Annotated in this window: 16 protein-coding genes and 2 pseudogenes; 7 read left to right on the top strand and 11 right to left on the bottom strand. The window is 70.7% G+C overall.

Annotated features, from left to right (window positions below):
• Nucleotides 1–37 precede the first annotated feature (37 nt).
• Nucleotides 38–535: a MarR family transcriptional regulator TamR gene (gene tamR / locus AB0L95_RS05775; RefSeq protein WP_365157435.1), complete on the top strand. Its 498-nt coding sequence runs from the start codon at nt 38–40 to the stop codon at nt 533–535.
• Here the strand turns inward: tamR and AB0L95_RS05770 are convergent.
• The gene (locus tag AB0L95_RS05770; RefSeq protein WP_365157433.1) at nt 494–1261 is read right to left on the bottom strand and encodes a response regulator transcription factor; all 768 of its coding nucleotides are present in this window, start codon (nt 1259–1261) and stop codon (nt 494–496) included. The genes tamR and AB0L95_RS05770 overlap by 42 nt on opposite strands.
• 250 nt (nt 1262–1511) lie before the next feature.
• On the opposite strand from AB0L95_RS05770, the gene AB0L95_RS05765 reads away from it, so the two are divergent.
• Nucleotides 1512–2018, top strand: a complete 507-nt coding sequence (locus AB0L95_RS05765; RefSeq protein WP_365157777.1) for a GNAT family N-acetyltransferase — start codon at nt 1512–1514, stop codon at nt 2016–2018.
• Here AB0L95_RS05765 and galK read toward each other — a convergent pair.
• The 3 genes from galK to galT are packed head-to-tail and all read right to left on the bottom strand — an operon-like array spanning nt 1948 to nt 5141.
• Nucleotides 1948–3102, bottom strand: a complete 1155-nt coding sequence (gene galK / locus AB0L95_RS05760) for a galactokinase (RefSeq protein WP_365157430.1) — start codon at nt 3100–3102, stop codon at nt 1948–1950. The genes AB0L95_RS05765 and galK overlap by 71 nt on opposite strands.
• Nucleotides 3103–4071, bottom strand: a complete 969-nt coding sequence (gene galE, locus AB0L95_RS05755) for a UDP-glucose 4-epimerase GalE (RefSeq protein ID WP_365157427.1) — start codon at nt 4069–4071, stop codon at nt 3103–3105. It lies immediately after the preceding gene.
• Nucleotides 4068–5141 carry a galactose-1-phosphate uridylyltransferase gene (gene galT, locus AB0L95_RS05750; RefSeq protein ID WP_365157424.1) on the bottom strand — a complete coding sequence of 358 codons (1074 nt, stop codon included), beginning with the start codon at nt 5139–5141 and terminating at the stop codon, nt 4068–4070. Before galT ends, galE begins: the two co-directional genes overlap by 4 nt.
• A 201-nt stretch (nt 5142–5342) precedes the next feature.
• On the opposite strand from galT, the gene AB0L95_RS05745 reads away from it, so the two are divergent.
• Both AB0L95_RS05745 and AB0L95_RS05740 read left to right on the top strand, forming a co-directional pair.
• On the top strand, nt 5343–7043 hold the full coding sequence (locus AB0L95_RS05745; protein ID WP_365157421.1) for a sodium:solute symporter family protein: 1701 nt from the start codon (nt 5343–5345) through the stop codon (nt 7041–7043).
• A gap of 21 nt (nt 7044–7064) precedes the next feature.
• The gene (locus AB0L95_RS05740) at nt 7065–7373 is read left to right on the top strand and encodes a hypothetical protein (protein WP_365157418.1); all 309 of its coding nucleotides are present in this window, start codon (nt 7065–7067) and stop codon (nt 7371–7373) included.
• A gap of 76 nt (nt 7374–7449) precedes the next feature.
• Here the strand turns inward: AB0L95_RS05740 and AB0L95_RS05735 are convergent, their stop codons facing one another.
• A complete protein-coding gene (locus AB0L95_RS05735; protein WP_365157774.1) occupies nt 7450–8157 on the bottom strand; it encodes a LuxR C-terminal-related transcriptional regulator in 708 nt (235 codons plus the stop codon).
• Nucleotides 8158–8453: 296 nt separating this feature from the next.
• Nucleotides 8454–10250 carry an ABC-F family ATP-binding cassette domain-containing protein gene (locus AB0L95_RS05730; protein WP_365157415.1) on the bottom strand — a complete coding sequence of 599 codons (1797 nt, stop codon included), beginning with the start codon at nt 10248–10250 and terminating at the stop codon, nt 8454–8456.
• A gap of 143 nt (nt 10251–10393) precedes the next feature.
• On the opposite strand from AB0L95_RS05730, the pseudogene AB0L95_RS05725 reads away from it, so the two are divergent.
• Nucleotides 10394–11389, top strand: a pseudogene (locus tag AB0L95_RS05725) (Tn3 family transposase); the annotation flags it as partial.
• 45 nt (nt 11390–11434) lie between these two features.
• On the opposite strand, the gene AB0L95_RS05720 reads toward AB0L95_RS05725, so the two are convergent.
• Entirely contained in the window at nt 11435–12040 is a 606-nt protein-coding gene (locus AB0L95_RS05720; protein WP_365157412.1) for a helix-turn-helix transcriptional regulator, read from the bottom strand.
• Between the two features lie 143 nt (nt 12041–12183).
• Between AB0L95_RS05720 and AB0L95_RS05715 the strand changes: the two genes are divergently transcribed.
• Entirely contained in the window at nt 12184–13170 is a 987-nt protein-coding gene (locus AB0L95_RS05715; RefSeq protein WP_365157409.1) for an alpha/beta hydrolase, read from the top strand.
• Here AB0L95_RS05715 and AB0L95_RS05710 read toward each other — a convergent pair.
• Both AB0L95_RS05710 and AB0L95_RS05705 read right to left on the bottom strand, forming a co-directional pair.
• A complete protein-coding gene (locus tag AB0L95_RS05710) occupies nt 13160–13363 on the bottom strand; it encodes a Tn3 family transposase (RefSeq protein ID WP_365157406.1) in 204 nt (67 codons plus the stop codon). The two genes, AB0L95_RS05715 and AB0L95_RS05710, sit on opposite strands and share 11 nt — an antisense overlap.
• 4 nt (nt 13364–13367) lie before the next feature.
• Nucleotides 13368–14485: pseudogene (locus tag AB0L95_RS05705) on the bottom strand (DUF4158 domain-containing protein); the annotation flags it as partial.
• Between the two features lie 168 nt (nt 14486–14653).
• On the opposite strand from AB0L95_RS05705, the gene AB0L95_RS05700 reads away from it, so the two are divergent.
• Nucleotides 14654–14968, top strand: a complete 315-nt coding sequence (locus tag AB0L95_RS05700) for a hypothetical protein (protein ID WP_365157403.1) — start codon at nt 14654–14656, stop codon at nt 14966–14968.
• Between the two features lie 257 nt (nt 14969–15225).
• Here the strand turns inward: AB0L95_RS05700 and AB0L95_RS05695 are convergent, their stop codons facing one another.
• Both AB0L95_RS05695 and AB0L95_RS05690 read right to left on the bottom strand, forming a co-directional pair.
• Entirely contained in the window at nt 15226–15564 is a 339-nt protein-coding gene (locus AB0L95_RS05695; protein WP_365157400.1) for a hypothetical protein, read from the bottom strand.
• Nucleotides 15561–16190 carry a SigE family RNA polymerase sigma factor gene (locus AB0L95_RS05690; protein WP_365157397.1) on the bottom strand — a complete coding sequence of 210 codons (630 nt, stop codon included), beginning with the start codon at nt 16188–16190 and terminating at the stop codon, nt 15561–15563. The genes AB0L95_RS05695 and AB0L95_RS05690 overlap by 4 nt, the downstream gene beginning before the upstream one ends.
• Nucleotides 16191–16362: the final 172 nt, after the last annotated feature.

Below are 16362 nucleotides of genomic sequence, written 5' to 3'. Positions count from 1 at the left end.
GAGACTTCATGTCGACACAACCACTACACTGATCGTCATGGAGGACGAGGTCGACCGGCTGGTCGCGGCGTGGCGCCGGGAGCGCCCGGACCTCGACGTGGAACCACTCGAGGTCCTCAGCCGGGTGAGCAGGCTGGCCCGGCACCTCGACCGCGCGCGTCGGCTGGCGTTCTCCGAGCACCAGCTGGAGCCCTGGGAGTTCGACGTCCTCACCGCGCTCCGCCGGGCCGGCAGCCCCTACCAGCTCTCCCCTGGCCAGTTGCTGACCCAGACGCTGGTCACCTCGGGCACGATGACCAACCGCATCGACCGCCTGACGAAGAAGGGTCTGGTCGAGCGGCTGCCCGATCCCAGCGACCGCCGCGGGGTGCTGGTGCGCCTCACCGACGAGGGCCGGGACCGGGCGGACCAGGCGCTCGCCGGTCTGCTCGACCAGGAGCGCGCGATCCTGTCGGAACTGAGTTCGGCCCAGCGCGGTGAACTGGCCGCGCTGCTACGCCAGCTGACCGCCCCGTTCGACAACATCCCCGGCTAGGTCGACCGGTCCGACCCCGGCCCGACGCGCGAGGGCGACGGCGGCGAGGGTGGAGTGGACGCCCAGCTTCCCCAGCACGTTCTGCATATGGGTGCGGACAGTGTGCGGGGAGAGGAACAGCCGTTCGGCGACAGCCTTGCGGCCCAGTCCGGCAACCATGCAGCGCAGGACCTCCCGCTCCCGGGGCGTCAGCGACTCCACCAGCCGCTCGCTCTCGGTGCGGTGCTTGCGGGCCGCGGTCAACTCGCGCAGGACACCGGTGAGCAGGGCGGGCGGAAGGTGCGTCTCGTCGCGCAGCACGCCCCGGATGACCGTGAGCAGCCGGGACAGCGAGCAGTCCTTGGCGACCCAGCCGGAGGCGCCCGCCTGGAGGGCGAGGGCCGCCCGGCGCGGGTCGTCCTTCTCGGCGAGGACGACGGTCCGCACCCCCGGCTGCGCGGAACGGACCCCTGTGACCAGGGAGATGCCGTCGACGAGCCCGTCCTCGTTGGCCTCCTGGACGGGAACCGCCGGGCGCGAACCCGGAAGGTTGCCGCCGAGGTCCGCGTCGACGAGCATCACATCGAATCTGCGGCCCTCCGCGGCCGCCCGGTCCAGGCAGCGCAGGGCGGCCGGACCGCTGCCTGCGGCGGACACGTCGACATCGGGCTCGGCGGCCAGGGCGGCCGCCAGCGACTCGGCGAAGATGCGGTGGTCGTCGACGACCAGGACTCGGATGCGCACCACTGAAACCCCCACTGCTCGGGGGACGTCCGGCGCGAGCACGGCGCCCGGCATGTTCCCCGGTTGTCCGCCTGGGACGGGGCGCCGCAGCCGCACGGCCGCCGCCGTGCTGGAACTGCTACCCCCACCCCGGGCGTCGTACCCGACTGTTTCGCCCCCTGATCAGCACCGGCCCCCACCGGCGCTGTTCACAGGGTAGGGCCGTCGGCCTGGAGCGGAAGGAAATTTGCAGAACTGGTTGGCCAGGGCGTTTATGGTGTGCCGCATGTTTCGTATCGAGACAGAAGTCGACAAGGAGCGGCGCGATCTGCTCCGTACACGGCTGATGGAGGCGAACACCGCGGCCTCACCGGTGCTGCGCGCACTGCGCGGTACCCCCGCGGAGCGTGAAGTCCCGCTCCAGGTCTGGGCGTTCGACGCGGCGGGGGAGCTGGCGGGCGGACTGGCCGGCCACACCTGGACGGCCTGGCTGCACGTGGACTACCTGTGGGTGGACGGCCGCCGCCGCGGCGCAGGGCTCGGCTCGCGGCTGCTCGCCGAGGCGGAGCGCATGGCGTGCGAGGAGCGCGGTTGCACCGCCGCCCGCCTGGAGACCTGGGACTTCCAGGCCCCGGAGTTCTACAAGAAGCAGGGCTACGACGTGGTGTGCGTGATTCCCGACTATCCGCCGGGGATCACGGAGTACACCCTTACGAAGCGCTTCGGCCGACCCGGTGCGCCCCCGCCGAAGGAACCGCCGGGAACACCCGGGGCGCCGTGAAGCCGGCGGCGGCGAACGCCTCCTCGATCGCCTTGGTGACCGTGTCCGCCTCGGCGGCCTCCGTCAGGACGACCGCCGAGCCGCCGAAACCGCCGCCCGTCATCCGGGCGCCCAGCGCACCGGAGGCGTTCGCGGTGTCCACCACCAGGTCCAGCTCCGGGCAGGAGATCCGCAGGTCGTCCCGCAGGGAGACATGGCCTTCCGTCAGCACCGGCCCGATGGCCCGGACGTCGCCCGCGTCCAGCAGGGCGACGACCCGGTCGACACGGTGGTCGTCGGAGACGACATGGCGCACATAGCGGCGCACCCGCTCGTCCGACAAGCGCCCGAGCGCGGTCTGAAGGTCCTCGTACGCGACATCCCGTAGATGCGAGACCCCGAGCTGCCGTGCGCCCTCCTCGCACCCCTCACGCCGCTCGGCGTACGCCCCGTCGCCCAGCGCGTGCTTCACGCGGGTGTCGACGACGAGCAGCGCGAGTCCCTGCGCGGCGAGGTCGAAGGGGATCTGCCGGATGGACAGGTCCCGGCAGTCGAGGTGCAGGGCGTGGCCCTCGGTGCTGCACGCCGACGCCATCTGGTCCATGACACCGCACGGCACGCCCACGAAGTCGTTCTCGGCGCGCTGGGCGAGCCTGGCCAGTTCGGGGCGGGTCAGGCCAAGCCCGTACAGGTCGTTCAGCGCGAGGGCGGTGACCACCTCCAGCGCCGCCGACGAGGACAGGCCCGCGCCCGTCGGCACCGTCGAGGAGAGATGGAGGTCGGCGCCGTTGACCGGGTGGCCCGCCGCGCGCAGCGCCCAGACGACACCCGCCGGATAGGCGGCCCAGCTGGTGTCCGTCCGCGGGGCCAGCGCGTCGACGTCCAGTTCGACGACCGGGCCGTCGATGTCCGCCGAGTGCAGCCGCAGCACGCCGTCGGTGCGGCGGGAGACCGCCGCGACCGCCGTGTGCGGCAGGGCGAACGGCATCACGAACCCCTCGTTGAAGTCCGTGTACTCGCCGATCAGGTTGACCCGGCCCGGTGCCGACCAGACACCCTCGGGAGTCGTCCCGTACAGCTCCGTGAAGGCCTCGCGTACGCCCACCTACTGCTCCCTGGAGATGTTCTGCGCGAACTGCCAGGCGTCCGCGACGATGCCCGCGAGGTCCGCGCGGGACGGGTTCCAGCCGAGCCGCTCGCGGGCCGTGGCCGCGGAGGCGACGAGGACCGCCGGGTCGCCGCCCCGGCGCGGGGCCACCACCTCGGGGATCGGGTGTCCGGTGACCTGGCGGACGGTCTCGATGACCTCGCGCACCGAGAAGCCGTTGCCGTTGCCGAGGTTGCAGATCAGGTGCTCGCCGGGCGTGGCGGCGTCCAGGGCCAGCAGATGGGCCTCTGCGAGGTCCGCGACATGGATGTAGTCGCGGACGCAGGTGCCGTCCGGCGTGGCGTAGTCGTCGCCGAAGACCGAGATGGTCTCCCGCCGGCCCTGCGCGACCTGGAGGACGAGCGGGATCAGGTGGGACTCCGGGTCGTGGCGCTCGCCGCTGCTGCCGTAGGCACCCGCGACGTTGAAGTAGCGCAGGGAGACCGCGCCCAGGCCGTGCGCGGCGGCCTCGCCGCTGATCATGTGGTCGACGGCGAGCTTCGAGGCGCCGTAGGGGTTGGTGGGCCGCGTCGGCGCGGTCTCGACGATCGGCACCTGCTCGGGCTCGCCGTAGGTCGCCGCCGTGGAGGAGAAGACCAGCTTGCGCACGCCCGTCTCGCGCATCGCGCCGAGCAGCGCCATCGTGCCGCCGACGTTGTTGTCCCAGTACTTCTCGGGCTTCACGACCGACTCGCCGACCTGCGAGAACGCGGCGAAGTGCAGGACCGCGTCGAAGGTGGGGTCCAGCCACTTGGCGGCGTCGCGGATGTCGCCCTCGATGAGGGAGGCACCCGCCGGCACGCCCTCGCGGAAGCCGGTGGAGAGGTTGTCGAGGACGACGACCTCGTGGCCCGCCTCCAGCAGGTGCTGCGCGACCACGCTGCCCACGTAGCCCGCACCGCCGGTGACCAGGTACTTCCCACTCATGAACTCGCTACCTCTCGCAGTCGCTGAGCCGCAGCTTCCGGCGGCACGTCGTTGATGAACACATTCATGCCGGACTCGGAACCCGCGAGGAACTTCAGCTTGCCGGAAGTGCGGCGGATGGTGAAAAGCTCGAGGTGGAGCGCGAAGTCGTCACGGGTGACGCCGTCGAACTCCGTCAGGGCGCCGAACGGCGCCTGGTGCCAGGCGGCGATGTACGGCGTCGGACTCTCGCTCTCACTCTCACTCTCACCGAAGATCCGGTCGAAGCGCGCCAAGAGTTCCAGATAGACCTTGGGGAACTCTGTGCGTGCGGCCTCGTCCAGTGCGAGCAGGTCCGGGACGCGGCGCCGGGGGTAGAGGTGGACCTCGTACGGCCAGTGCGCGGCGTAGGGGACGAAGGCGACCCAGTGTTCACCCGTGAGGACGACCCGCTCGTCGGCGAGTTCGCGTTCCAGGACGGTGTCGAAGAGGTTCTCGCCGCCGGTGGCCTTCTTGTGGTCGGCGAGCGAGCGGAGCATGAGGGCGGTACGCGGGGTGGTGAAGGGGTAGGCGTAGATCTGGCCGTGCGGGTGACCGAGGGTGACGCCGATCTCCCGGCCGCGGTTCTCGAAGCAGAAAACCTGCTCGACGGAGGGCAGATGGGACAGCTCCGCGGTGCGGTCGGTCCAGGCGTCCAGGACCAGACGTGCCTGCTCCTCGGTGAGATCGGCGAAGGACGCGTTGTGGTCGGAGGTGAAGCAGACGACCTCGCAGCGTCCGGAGTCGCCGGCGAGCGAGGGGAAGCGGTTCTCGAAGACGACGACGTCGTAGGAGGAGTCCGGGATCTCGCTGAGCCGGCCCTCGCGGGAGGGGCACAGGGGGCACTCGTCGGCGGGCGGGAGGTAGGTGCGGCCCTGGCGGTGCGAGGCGATGGCGACCGCGTCGCCGAGCAGCGCGTCGCGGCGGATCTCCGAGGTGGTGACGGTCCGCTCCAGCGGCCGGCGGTCGGCCGCGTCCCGGACGGCGTCGTCGCGCAGGTCGTAGTAGATGAGTTCACGACCGTCGGCCAGCCGGGTCGGGGTCTTCTTCACGACACCTTGCCTTTCTGCTGCGCGGCCGGGCGCCTCATCCACTCGGATCCGCCCTTCAAACATAACCCAACACAACAAACCACAACCGACCACGCCAGTCAACATCACAATCCAACAAAGAGCATCATCAAAAGTGTTCAAATATCGAACGCCGAGGCGTAGGTTCCGCACTGATTGGTTCACGCAACGAAGCGAGTCATCATGCAGACCCCCACATATCCGGCCGCCGGCCCCACACTTCTGGCAGCCGGCCTACGGCTCCCGACCAACGGCCTCGACTACACGATCCTCGGGATCTACTTCGCCGTCGTCCTGGGCATCGGCCTCGCCGCGCGCCGCTCCGTGAAGACCAGCCTCGACTTCTTCCTCTCCGGGCGGTCCCTGCCCGCCTGGATCACGGGTCTCGCGTTCGTCTCGGCGAACCTGGCCGCCACCGAGATCCTCGGCATGGCCGCCAACAGCGCCCAGTACGGTGCCTACACCGTGCACTGGTACTGGATCGGCGCCATCCCGGCCATGGTGTTCCTGGGCCTGGTGATGATGCCCTTCTACTACGGCTCGAAGGTCCGCTCGGTCCCCGAGTTCCTGCTGCTCCGCTTCGACAAGTCGGCCCATCTGCTCAGTTCCGCCCTGTTCGCCTTCGCCGCCATCCTGATCGCGGGGGTGAACCTCTACGCCCTCGCGATCGTCGTCCAGGCGCTGCTCGGCTGGCCCCAGTGGGTGGCGATCGTGGTCGCCGGCTTCTTCGTCCTCGCCTACATCACCCTCGGCGGTCTGTCGTCCGCGATCTACAACGAGGTGCTGCAGTTCTTCGTGATCCTCGCGGCCCTCATCCCTCTCACCGTGCTCGGTCTGAAGAAGGTCGGCGGCTGGGGCGGGCTGACCGACAAGCTCAGCGCGACCCATGGCCATGACTTCGTCACCGCGTGGGGCGGTACCGGCATCGGCCACGCCAACCCGCTGGGCGCGAACTGGCTGACGATCGTCCTCGGCCTCGGCTTCGTGCTGTCCTTCGGCTACTGGACGACCAACTTCGCCGAGGTGCAGCGCGCCCTGTCCGCGAAGAACCTCTCCGCCGCCCAGCGCACCCCGCTGATCGCCGCGTTCCCGAAGATCTTCATCGTGTTCCTGGTGATGATCCCGGGCCTGGTCGCCGCCGCCCTGGTCCCCAAGATCGGCACCCCCGGCTCCGGCCTGCAGTACAACGACGCCATCCCGTACCTGATGCAGGAGCTGCTGCCCAACGGCGTGCTCGGCATCGCGGTGACCGGACTGCTCGCCGCCTTCATGGCCGGCATGGCGGCCAACGTCTCGTCCTTCAACACCGTCTTCACCAACGACATCTGGGCGAAGTACGTGGTCAAGGACCGCGAGGACGCGTACTACGTACGGTTCGGCCGCCTCATCACGGCCGTCGGCGTGCTGGCGTCGGTCGGCACGGCGTTCCTGGCGTCGTCGTTCTCGAACATCATGAGTTACCTGCAGACGCTGTTCTCCTTCTTCAACGTGCCGATGTTCGTGGTGTTCATCGTCGGCATGTTCTGGAAGCGCGCGTCCGCGAAGTCCGGCTTCTGGGGCCTGCTCGCCGGCACGGTGACCGCGATGGTGAACTACTTCGTCATCTACAAGCACGGCATCATCGGCATCCCCTCCGACCAGGGCGCCAACTTCGTCTCCGCGATCGCCGGTTTCGTGGCCGGCGCGGTGGTCATGGTGGCGGTGTCGCTGTTCACCGCGCCCAAGTCGGAGGAGAGCCTGCGGGGTCTCGTCTACGGCACCAGGTCCCCCGGCATGGCCGAGCCGCCCGCCGCGGGCGACGACGCCTGGTACCGCAAGCCGGCCCTGCTGGGCTGGGGCGCGGTCGTCATCGCCGCCGCCTGCTACATCCCGTTCTCGATCTGACCGCGGGAGGATGGAAAAACCATGTCCGAGTACCCCGAGCACGACGTCCAGCGCCAAGTCACCGAGCTGGAGGGCAAGTCCGCGACCGCGGCCCGCATCTTCGACCTGCGCCGCATCATCGGCGGCCTGTTCGTGATCTACGGCGTCATCGTCACGATCGCGGGCTTCACGGCCTCCGACGCCGAGATCGCCAAGGCCGAGGGCGTCAACATCAATCTGTGGACGGGCCTGGGCATGCTGCTGCTCGGCCTGTTCTTCCTGGTCTGGCTCAAGCTGCGCCCGACGGCTCCGCCGACCCCGCCGCTGACGGAGGAGAAGCCGTCCGAGTGACCCGGACGGCCGGCCGGGGTTCCGAGCGGGACCCCGGCCCCGTTCTTCCCTCCTGCCGGGAGGCCTGACCGCCCGGCTACCGAGGAGCCCCGGGGCCCGTTCCCGGCGGGGCCGCCGGTGGTGGGCCCGCCCGGTCCAGCAGGCCGGTCCTCGCCGCGAGGGCCGCCGCCTCCAGCCGGGAACCGACGCCCAGTTTCATCAGGACCCGCTGGACATGGGTCCGGGCCGTCGACGGGGCTATCCCCATCCCCGCCGCGATCAGCCGTGTGTCCTCGCCGTCCGCCACCCGCACCAGGACCTCCACCTCGCGCGGGGTGAGCATCTGCAGCAGCCGCTGGCCCTCGTCGTCCGGCTGCGCCGCCGGGTTGAGCAGCTCGCTGAACGCGCCCTGCAACAGCTGCGGCGCCACGGCCGCCTCACCGGCCCGCGCCTTCATGATGGCCCGCTCGACGCCCTCGATGCGCTCGTCGTGGCGTACGTAGCCCGCGGCGCCGGCGGCGAACGCGGCCGCGATGCCCCGCGGGTTCGGCACCGGCCCGAGGACCAGCACCGCCACCTGCGGGCGCTCCCGCTTGATGCGCACCACCGGGTCGAAGACCCCCGGCTCGGCGGGCGCCGCCGTGCCCAGCAGGCACACCTCCGGTGCCCTGGTGATCACCAGTTCCGCCGCGCCCGCGGCGGGTGCCGCCGCGGCGAGCACCCGGTGCCCCCGCAGCTTCAACGCCGAGGCCAGTGCCTCGGCGAGCAGCCGGTGGTCGTCGACCACCATGAGCCGCACTCCCATCGAGCAACCCCCCAGTCCCCCCATGGATGCCCACTATGGATGCCCACTGGCCCGCTCGGACAGAGGCCCCCCGGCGCATCCCCCGCCCTCCATGTCCCCGGAAGCTACACGCTTGTTCGACGTTGCGCTTCCCTTACCGGTGAGAAGCGCCCCGGATTACCGAAATCCAGCGCATTCGCGCCTGTTGGGGGGTACGTGCAGGACCCCGCCCCTGAACTGGAGCGAGGCCCTCCTTGCGCGCGCCGGGCGCGCTCCTTCACGCCGAAGCGGGCGCGCCGGCCGGATCACGGGAACGCTCAGGCGTCCTCGGCGACTTCGAGCCAGCGCAGCTCCAGCTCCTCCCGCTCGCCGACGAGCTCCCGTAGTTCGGCGTCCAGCCTGGCCACCTTCTCGAAGTCTGTCGCGGACTCGGCGATCTGCTCGTGGAGCTTGGTCTCCCGCTCGGAGAGCTTGTCCAGCTGCCGCTCGATCCGCTGGAGTTCCTTCTTGGCGGCACGGGCGTCGGCGGCTGAGACGGCGCTCTTCGCGGCCACGGGCGCCGGGGTCGCGGCCGCTTCCTCCATGCGGTGCCGCCGCTCCAGGTACTCGTCGATGCCGCGCGGCAGCATCCGCAGCGTGGCGTCGCCGAGAAGGGCGTACACCTTGTCGGTCGTGCGCTCGACGAAGAACCGGTCGTGGGAGATCACGATCATCGAGCCGGGCCAGCCGTCGAGCACGTCCTCGAGCTGGGTGAGGGTCTCGATGTCGAGGTCGTTGGTGGGCTCGTCGAGGAACAGTACGTTCGGCTCGTCCATCAGCAGGCGCAGCAGCTGAAGCCGCCGACGCTCACCACCGGAGAGGTCGCCCACCGGCGTCCACTGCTTCTCCTTGGTGAAGCCGAACGTCTCGCACAGCTGCCCCGCGGTCATCTCGCGCCCCTTGCCGAGGTCGACCCGCTCCCGCACCTGCTGCACAGCCTCCAGGACCCGCCAGCTCGGGTCGAGTTCGGCGACCTCCTGCGACAGATAGGCGAGCTTGACGGTCCTGCCCACGACGACCCGGCCGCCGACGGGCTGCTGCTCCCCCTCGCTGCGTGCGGCGTCGGCCAGGGCACGCAGCAGGGAGGTCTTGCCGGCGCCGTTCACCCCGACCAGACCGATGCGGTCGCCGGGACCGAGCTGCCAGGTGATGTGCTTCATCAGCACCTTGGGCCCGGCCTGCACCGTGACGTCCTGAAGGTCGAAGACTGTCTTCCCGAGCCGGGAGGAGGCGAACTTCATCAGCTCGCTGCTGTCCCGGGGCGGCGGCACGTCCTTGATCAGCTCGTTGGCGGCCTCGACGCGGAAGCGGGGCTTGGAGGTGCGGGCGGGCGCACCGCGCCGCAGCCAGGCCAGCTCCTTGCGGACCAGGTTCTGCCGCTTGGCCTCCTCCGTGGCGGCGATGCGCTCGCGCTCGGCACGGGCGAAGACGTAGTCGGAGTAGCCGCCCTCGTACTCGTGGACCGTGCCGCGCTGCACGTCCCACATCCGGGTGGAGACCTGGTCGAGGAACCAGCGGTCGTGGGTGACGCACACCAGCGCGGAGCGGCGCTCGCGCAGATGGTTCGCGAGCCAGGCGATGCCCTCGACGTCGAGGTGGTTGGTGGGCTCGTCGAGGACGATCAGGTCCTGCTCGGCGATCAGCAGCTTGGCGAGCGCGATACGGCGCCGCTCGCCGCCGGACAGCGGGCCGATGACGGTGTCGAGGCCCTGCGGGAAGCCGGGCAGGTCGAGCCCGCCGAACAGACCGGTGAGGACGTCCCGGACCTTGGCGTTGCCCGCCCACTCGTGGTCGGCCATGTCCCGGATGACCTCGTGCCGGACGGTGGCGGCGGGGTCGAGGGAGTCGTGCTGGGTGAGCACGCCGAGGCGCAGCCCGCCGGAGTGGGTGACGCGCCCGGAGTCGGCCTCCTCCAGCTTGGCGAGCATCCGGATCAGGGTGGTCTTGCCGTCGCCGTTGCGTCCGACGACCCCGATCCGGTCGCCTTCGGACACGCCGAGCGAGACACCGTCGAGCAGGGCACGGGTGCCGTACACCTTGCTGGCGTTCTCGACATTGACCAGGTTGACGGCCATTTCACTCCTGCTCGCGGGGGTCGGTCAGCCTTCAAGCGTAGGGCCTCCAGGGCGGAGGACGGTGCGCGAGGGATCCGTCACTCTTTGTGGTGACATGGTCGGTGACCGGCGACTGCGGTGGGAGCGCAGGCCGCAGGATCCCGTCCATGGGAGGAACCATGATTGCCGAGTCCACCGAGCAGTCTCGCTGGCCGATGCCCCGCCGATGGACGGCTACACCGTGGACGACCTGATGCTCCCCGGATCGAGCTGCCGGACCTGCTGTTCGAGGTCCATTCCTGGCCCGGGTTCCTCGACGCCTTCGGCCATGTCTCCGAGCGGCGCACCCGGACACCCTGCTGAACCTCGACGGCGGGGTGAAGCCGGAGATGGTCGCAACCGACAACGCCTCGTACTCGGACATGGCCTTCGGCCTGTACAAGATGCTTGGCTTCCGCTTCGCCCCGCGCTTCCGGGACCTGGAAGACCAGCGGTTCTGGCGGGCCGACCTGCCCGACGACGGGGAGACGCCGGCCGCCGGGTACGGGCCGCTGGAGGCCGTCGCCTGCAACAAGGTCAACCTCAAGCGGATCGCCACGCACTGGCCGGACATGCTCCGGGTCGCCGGGTCGCTCATCACGAACCAGGTCCGGACCTACGACCTGCTGCGGATGTTCGGCCGTGAGGGCCACCCCACCCCGCTGGGGGCTGCGTTCGCCGAGTACGGGCGGATCGACAAGACCATGCACCTGCTCGCCCTGGTCGACCCGGTGGACGACACCTACCGGCGGCTCATGAACCGGCAGCTTACCGTGCAGGAGTCCCGCCACCGCCTGGCCCGCGCGATCTGCCACGGCGGCCGGGGCCAGATCCGACAGGCGTACCGCGAGGGCCAAGAGGATCAGTTGGCCAGTCTGGGTCTCGTTCTCAATGCCGTCGTGCTGTGGAACACCCGCTACTTGGACGCTGCTGTTGCCCGGCTCCGCGCCGAGGGCCACGCCGTCAAGGACGAGGACGTCGCCCGGCTCTCCCCGCTCAAGGACCGGCACATCAACTTCCTGGGCCGCTACCTGTTCAACATCAAGGCCAGCGGCCCCGGCCAGGGCCTGCGCCCCTTCCGCGACCCCGACGCCGCTGAGGACGACGAGGAAGAGGCCTGACATCCTGGGCCTATCCGGGACGTCAGGCCGTTCGTTCGCTGCTTGCTACCGGGCCCTGGGGCCGGGGGCGGGCGGGGTGCGCGGTCGCAGGCGCTCTCCCTGCGGCCCGAACATGATCAGGTACTCGACCGGGCCGCCGGGGCCGGCGTTCGCGACCCCATGGGGATTGCGGGTGTCGAACTCGGCGACGTCCCCGGCACTCAGGACGAGGTCCTGGTCGCCGAGTGCGAGCCACAGCCGCCCGTACAGGACGCACAGCCATTCCCAGCCGTCGTGGGAGACCTGTCGGGGCCGCGCGGGCGGCTCCTGGACGGCGGGTAGGACGTGTTTGTGGGCGTGCAGGCCCCCGACGTACCGGGTCAGCGGCAGCACCGCCTTGTCGTCGCCGAAACGCTGGAGCGCGGAGGTGCGGGGCTCGGCGGCGGGAGCGGTGCCGGCCAACTCGTCCAGGGAGACGCCGTACTCCTTCGCCAACTGCAGCACCACTTCCAGGGTGGGCTTGCGTCGGCTGGTCTCGATCCGCGACAGCGTGCTCGGGGAGATGCCGGTCGCGCAGCTGACGCCGGTGAGCGTGGAGCCGCGGTGTTCGCGTGCGGCCCGCAGCCGGGGGCCCATCGCCGCCAGCATGTCGGCCACGTCGTCGCCTGTCACCCGCTCTGCCCCCTTCCGGACGTGCCGCTCCACCATCCTGTCCTGCAAGTTTGCCAGAGTGGCAAGGGTAATCGCGGTGGACGGTCGCTGCGCCGCATGATCGATGCGTACCTGCGTCCACCCGCGAACCGAGAGAAGGCCCCATGCAGCCCGAGCCGTCCGCCGCACTCCGCCACCGCACCGTCGAGGCCCCTGCCGGGCGCCTGCACCTGGTCGAGCAGGGCACCGGCCCGCTGGTCCTGCTCGTGCACGGCTTCCCCGAGTCCTGGTACTCCTGGCGCCGCCAGCTCCCGGCCCTCGCCGCGGCCGGCTACCGGGCGGTGGCGCTCGACGTGCGCGGCTACGGCCGCTCCTCCAAGCCTGCGGAGACCGATGCCTACCGGATGCTGGACCTGGTGGAGGACAACGTCGCCCTCGTGCACGCCCTCGGCGAGGAGAACGCGGTGGTCGTCGGCCACGACTGGGGCTCCAACATCGCCGCCGCCTCCGCCCTGCTCCACCCCGAGGTCTTCCGGGCCGTCGCCCTGCTGAGCGTCCCGTACGCGCCACCCGGCGGCCCCCGCCCCACCGATATCTTCGGCCAGATCGGCGGCCCCGAGCAGGAGTTCTACGTCTCCTACTTCCAGGAGCCCGGCCGCGCCGAGACGGAGATCGAGCCTGACGTGCGGGGCTGGCTCGCGGGCTTCTACGCCGCCCTGTCCGCCGACACCATGCCCGCCCAGGGCGAGCCCGACCCGCACTTCGTCGCCCACGGCGGCCAGCTGCGTGACCGTTTTCCCGCCGGCATCCTCCCGGCCTGGCTGGCCGAGGACGACCTCGACGTTTACGCCGGAGAGTTCGAGCGCACGGGCCTGACGGGTGCCCTCAACCGCTACCGCAACGTGGACCGCGACTGGGAGGACCTCGCCCCCCACCGCGGAGCCCCGATCAAGCAGCCGTCCCTGTTCATCGGCGGCGCCCTGGACGCCTCCACCACCTGGATGTCCGACGCTATCGACGCCTTCCCCACCACCCTCCCCGGCCTGACCGCCTCCCACCTCGTAGAGGGCTGCGGCCACTGGATCCAGCAGGAACGCCCCGATGAGATCAACCGCCTGCTGACCGGCTGGCTCAACACCCTCACGGGTTGAACCGCCAGGCGCGGCCGGGGCTTGGGGTGCCTAAGATGTGCTCCCACTGGCGCTCGATCCGGGCGAGGTCTACCCGGCCACGGGCCGCGTCCTGGAAAGCGCCGTAGTCGGCGGGGCGGTCGATGCGCCACATCTTCTGATCCGGCAGGTCAGCGAGCTGCGGCGCGTACGCGAACCCGGCGAGAGTGAGCAAGCCGACAGAACGCGTACGCCTTCCAGTCCGCCGTGCTCGGCTCCAGGTGCGGCGCTGACAGCACCAGCCGCCGCCAGGAGCCGGTGAGCAGCCCGGTGTCGACCTCGGCGGGACCGACCTTCTTGCGTCCCATGAGATCCGGCAGAGACTTCAGGGCGGTGAGGACAGGCAGGCCCTCCGGGGTGGCGCCGAAATCGACCACCGTCACCAGGAGCCTCAGGAACGGCCGCACGGTGCCAAAGCGGGTGACGAGCTGGGTCCGCCATGCCTCGTCCGCGTCGGAGTCGAGCGGCGGGGTCAGCTCGAACAGCGCGGCGATCGCCGCCGCCAACTCATGACGCGGCACGACCTGCTTGATCCGCTCCCACATCGCCTCCAGCGTCTCCACCTCGGGCGGACTGCTCTCCCCGGGGTCCGTGTCGACCTGCTCGCTCGTGGTGTCGAACACGATCTGAAACGCGGCGGCCAGCTTCGCCGAAGCCCGCTCCACCCTCGTCAGGCTCTTCAGCTTCTCCTTCGCCGTCTCCCGCTCCGCCGTGGCCAACAGCTTCGTGGCAATGAGCACTTCGAGCAGGTCCAGGGCGTCATCGACCGCCCGGGACGTCAGATAGACGGCGGTGGCCAGCAGCGCCGCCAGGCGCCACGAATCACCGTGCCGCTTGAGCAGCGACGCCTTGCCATCGATCCCGTACCGCGACAACTCCGCGAGCCGCCGCGGCGGTAGCGCGGACACGTCCACCTCAGCCATCCCGAAGGCGGCGATCGCATCCGCCCGCTCCAGCGCCCACTTCATCTGGGGCCCGGAGATCCGCACCGGACCCCGGCGCAGCCGGTCCAACTCCGACACCCGGGCGCCCGGCGGCACCGTCAGCAGGGAGTCGAGCACCGCCCGCTGACCAGTACTAAGCAGACCGTAAAGGGTGTCCCACAGCCGCTGATTCGCCACCTCCCTCACGGCGCGGCCACCAGCCGGGTCAGCGTCGTCACCCCGGGCAGCAGCACCCGCCGCTCGCGCAGCCACCCCACCGCCGCGTCGAACAGCGCCTTCGGGCCTTCCCCGGTCGTCCAGGCCCGCGCGTCCACCCACCCCCGCAGCTCCGCCTCCGCCTCGGCGAACTCCCTAAGCCGAAGCCCAGGTCAAAGCGCTTTCAGGCCCTCCAGGGGCTTAGCGCCGGTTTTCGTTCCGATGTTCCTCAACCCCCGTGTACGAGGCATCCGCTATCCCGGACGATCCCCACCTGTGCCTGCGAGCATTGCCGGAAGCTCGGCGGCACCCCGGCGACGTGGTGGGTGGGCTTCGCGACGGTCACCTGGACCGGCGAGAGCAAGCCGACCTGGTGCGAGACCTTCGAAGGCGAGGCGAAGCGCGGCTTCTGCCCGACCTGCGGCAGCCGCGTCGCGGCGATCGACAGCGACATCCCGGAGACCGGCATCAACGTCACCGCCCTTGACGACACCAGCGGCACAGACCTCTGCGTCTCCAGAGCCCTGATCGCAGCCAGCGCGTTCGTAGCATCCATCATCATCACGCCAGCATCGGCACAAAGCCGACGGATGCCACAGGGGTTACCTGGTCGACGCGGGTCTATCAGGAACGATTCATGACACTCCAGTCGGCGGTCCCGAAGGAGCATCGTGATCTGCCCCGGGGACACGATCAGAACTGTCGTTCACCTGGGGCCTGTCTTTCGGAGCAGGCCGGCCCGGGCCGATGGCACCTCACGGCCGGCCTTGGTGATCGCGGCAGCAGGACGCGGTCGACACGCACGGCCCGTCCGCCACCTCGCGAGTGGCGGACGGGCTGTCGCCGGTAGGGACTGAGTGCGTCGGCGCAGCAAGGTCGGTACGGCCGTTCTGCGCCTTTAGGGCCCGGACGCGACGGCGGAGGGCACCGGGTCCGGGGCGGTGGAGGGCACTGGATGCGGGACGGTGGAGGTAGGGGCGACGGTGGGGGTGGAATGTTGTGCGGGCGGTGCCGGGCGGGGGTGGTCCGGGGTGTGGGAGGACAGCAGGAGGACGACGGCGGCTGCGGCCGCCGCGGTGGCGGCGACGGCAATGGACAGCACCCGCCGGATCCGGCGTGTGCCCCAGGTCCTTCCGGTGGGCGGGCGGGCCGGTGACAGGTCGTGGGCGCTGATGAGCCGCCCGCGCGCTTCGAGCGCGGCACGCAGCCGTTCCTCGAGCGGCGCCCGATTACTCATCGGTCCACCTCCAAAAGCTTTTCCAGAGTGGCGAGCGCGCGGCTCGCGGTCGACTTGACGGTGCCACGGGACACGCCGAGGGTCTCGGCGATCTGCGCCTCGGTCAGGTCGGACCAGTAACGCAGGACGAGTACCTCGCGCTGGCGTTCGGTGAGCTGTGCCAGCGCGTCGAAGACCTGCCGGTGCTCCTCGGCGAGCAGCAGCAGCTCGTCGACCGGCGCCCCCGGGCCCTCGTACGGCGGGGTGTACGCGCGCGCTGTGCGCCGCCGACGCAGCACCGAGCGGGCGGCGTTGACCACCGCGGTGTGGAGGTAGGCGTGCGCGTCCTGGAGGTCGTCCAGCCGTTCGCCGTGCCGACGGCAGACGGCGGCGAAGGCATCCTGGACGACGTCCTCGGCGGTGTGCAGGTCGTCCACCAGGAAGGCCGCCAGCCGGACCATGTCGAGCCGCCGGGTCCGGTACAGATCGGCGAGTGTGGGGGAATCTTCCTCGCCGTCCCGGTCGGCCACCGAACGCAGGTGCCGGAATCGTCGGCCGGGGTGCGGCGCGCCCGACGCCGGAGACGGGGTGGTCCGGGCGCGGCGCAGTAGCCGGGCCCACCAGGGCGGGGCAAGGGTGAGCTGCATCGTCCTCGTTCAGATCAGGGGTACGGCGGGGCCGGCTCCGGTCCGGCCCCCACGCCTAGGGTCGGCGGCTCAGCGGCCGGTGTTGCCCGGGTAGGGCTTGCCGTTCGCGTCACCCGGGACCGGAGTCGGGTCGGTGTCGGTGGACGTCTGCTTCCCCGGGGTGGAGGGCACG

The sequence above is a fragment of the Streptomyces sp. NPDC052036 genome, assembly GCF_040680495.1.
In the GTDB taxonomy this organism is placed as follows: Bacteria; Actinomycetota; Actinomycetes; order Streptomycetales; family Streptomycetaceae; genus Streptomyces.
Note: the sequence above shows the minus strand (reverse complement) of the source record. Positions and strands in the feature narration are given on the sequence as shown.

Excerpts from the sequence above, each read along its gene's own strand:
- AB0L95_RS05730 (WP_365157415.1), bottom strand. The coding sequence starts at position 10,250 with ATGGCCGTCAACCTGGTCAATGTCGAGAACGCCAGCAAGGTGTACGGC.
- AB0L95_RS05740 (WP_365157418.1), top strand. The coding sequence starts at position 7,065 with ATGTCCGAGTACCCCGAGCACGACGTCCAGCGCCAAGTCACCGAGCTG.
- AB0L95_RS05695 (WP_365157400.1), bottom strand. The coding sequence starts at position 15,564 with ATGAGTAATCGGGCGCCGCTCGAGGAACGGCTGCGTGCCGCGCTCGAA.
- AB0L95_RS05745 (WP_365157421.1), top strand. The coding sequence starts at position 5,343 with ATGCAGACCCCCACATATCCGGCCGCCGGCCCCACACTTCTGGCAGCC.
- AB0L95_RS05735 (WP_365157774.1), bottom strand. The coding sequence starts at position 8,157 with ATGGGAGTGCGGCTCATGGTGGTCGACGACCACCGGCTGCTCGCCGAG.
- galE (WP_365157427.1), bottom strand. The coding sequence starts at position 4,071 with ATGAGTGGGAAGTACCTGGTCACCGGCGGTGCGGGCTACGTGGGCAGC.
- AB0L95_RS05715 (WP_365157409.1), top strand. The coding sequence starts at position 12,184 with ATGCAGCCCGAGCCGTCCGCCGCACTCCGCCACCGCACCGTCGAGGCC.
- AB0L95_RS05690 (WP_365157397.1), bottom strand. The coding sequence starts at position 16,190 with ATGCAGCTCACCCTTGCCCCGCCCTGGTGGGCCCGGCTACTGCGCCGC.
- tamR (WP_365157435.1), top strand. The coding sequence starts at position 38 with ATGGAGGACGAGGTCGACCGGCTGGTCGCGGCGTGGCGCCGGGAGCGC.
- AB0L95_RS05765 (WP_365157777.1), top strand. The coding sequence starts at position 1,512 with ATGGTGTGCCGCATGTTTCGTATCGAGACAGAAGTCGACAAGGAGCGG.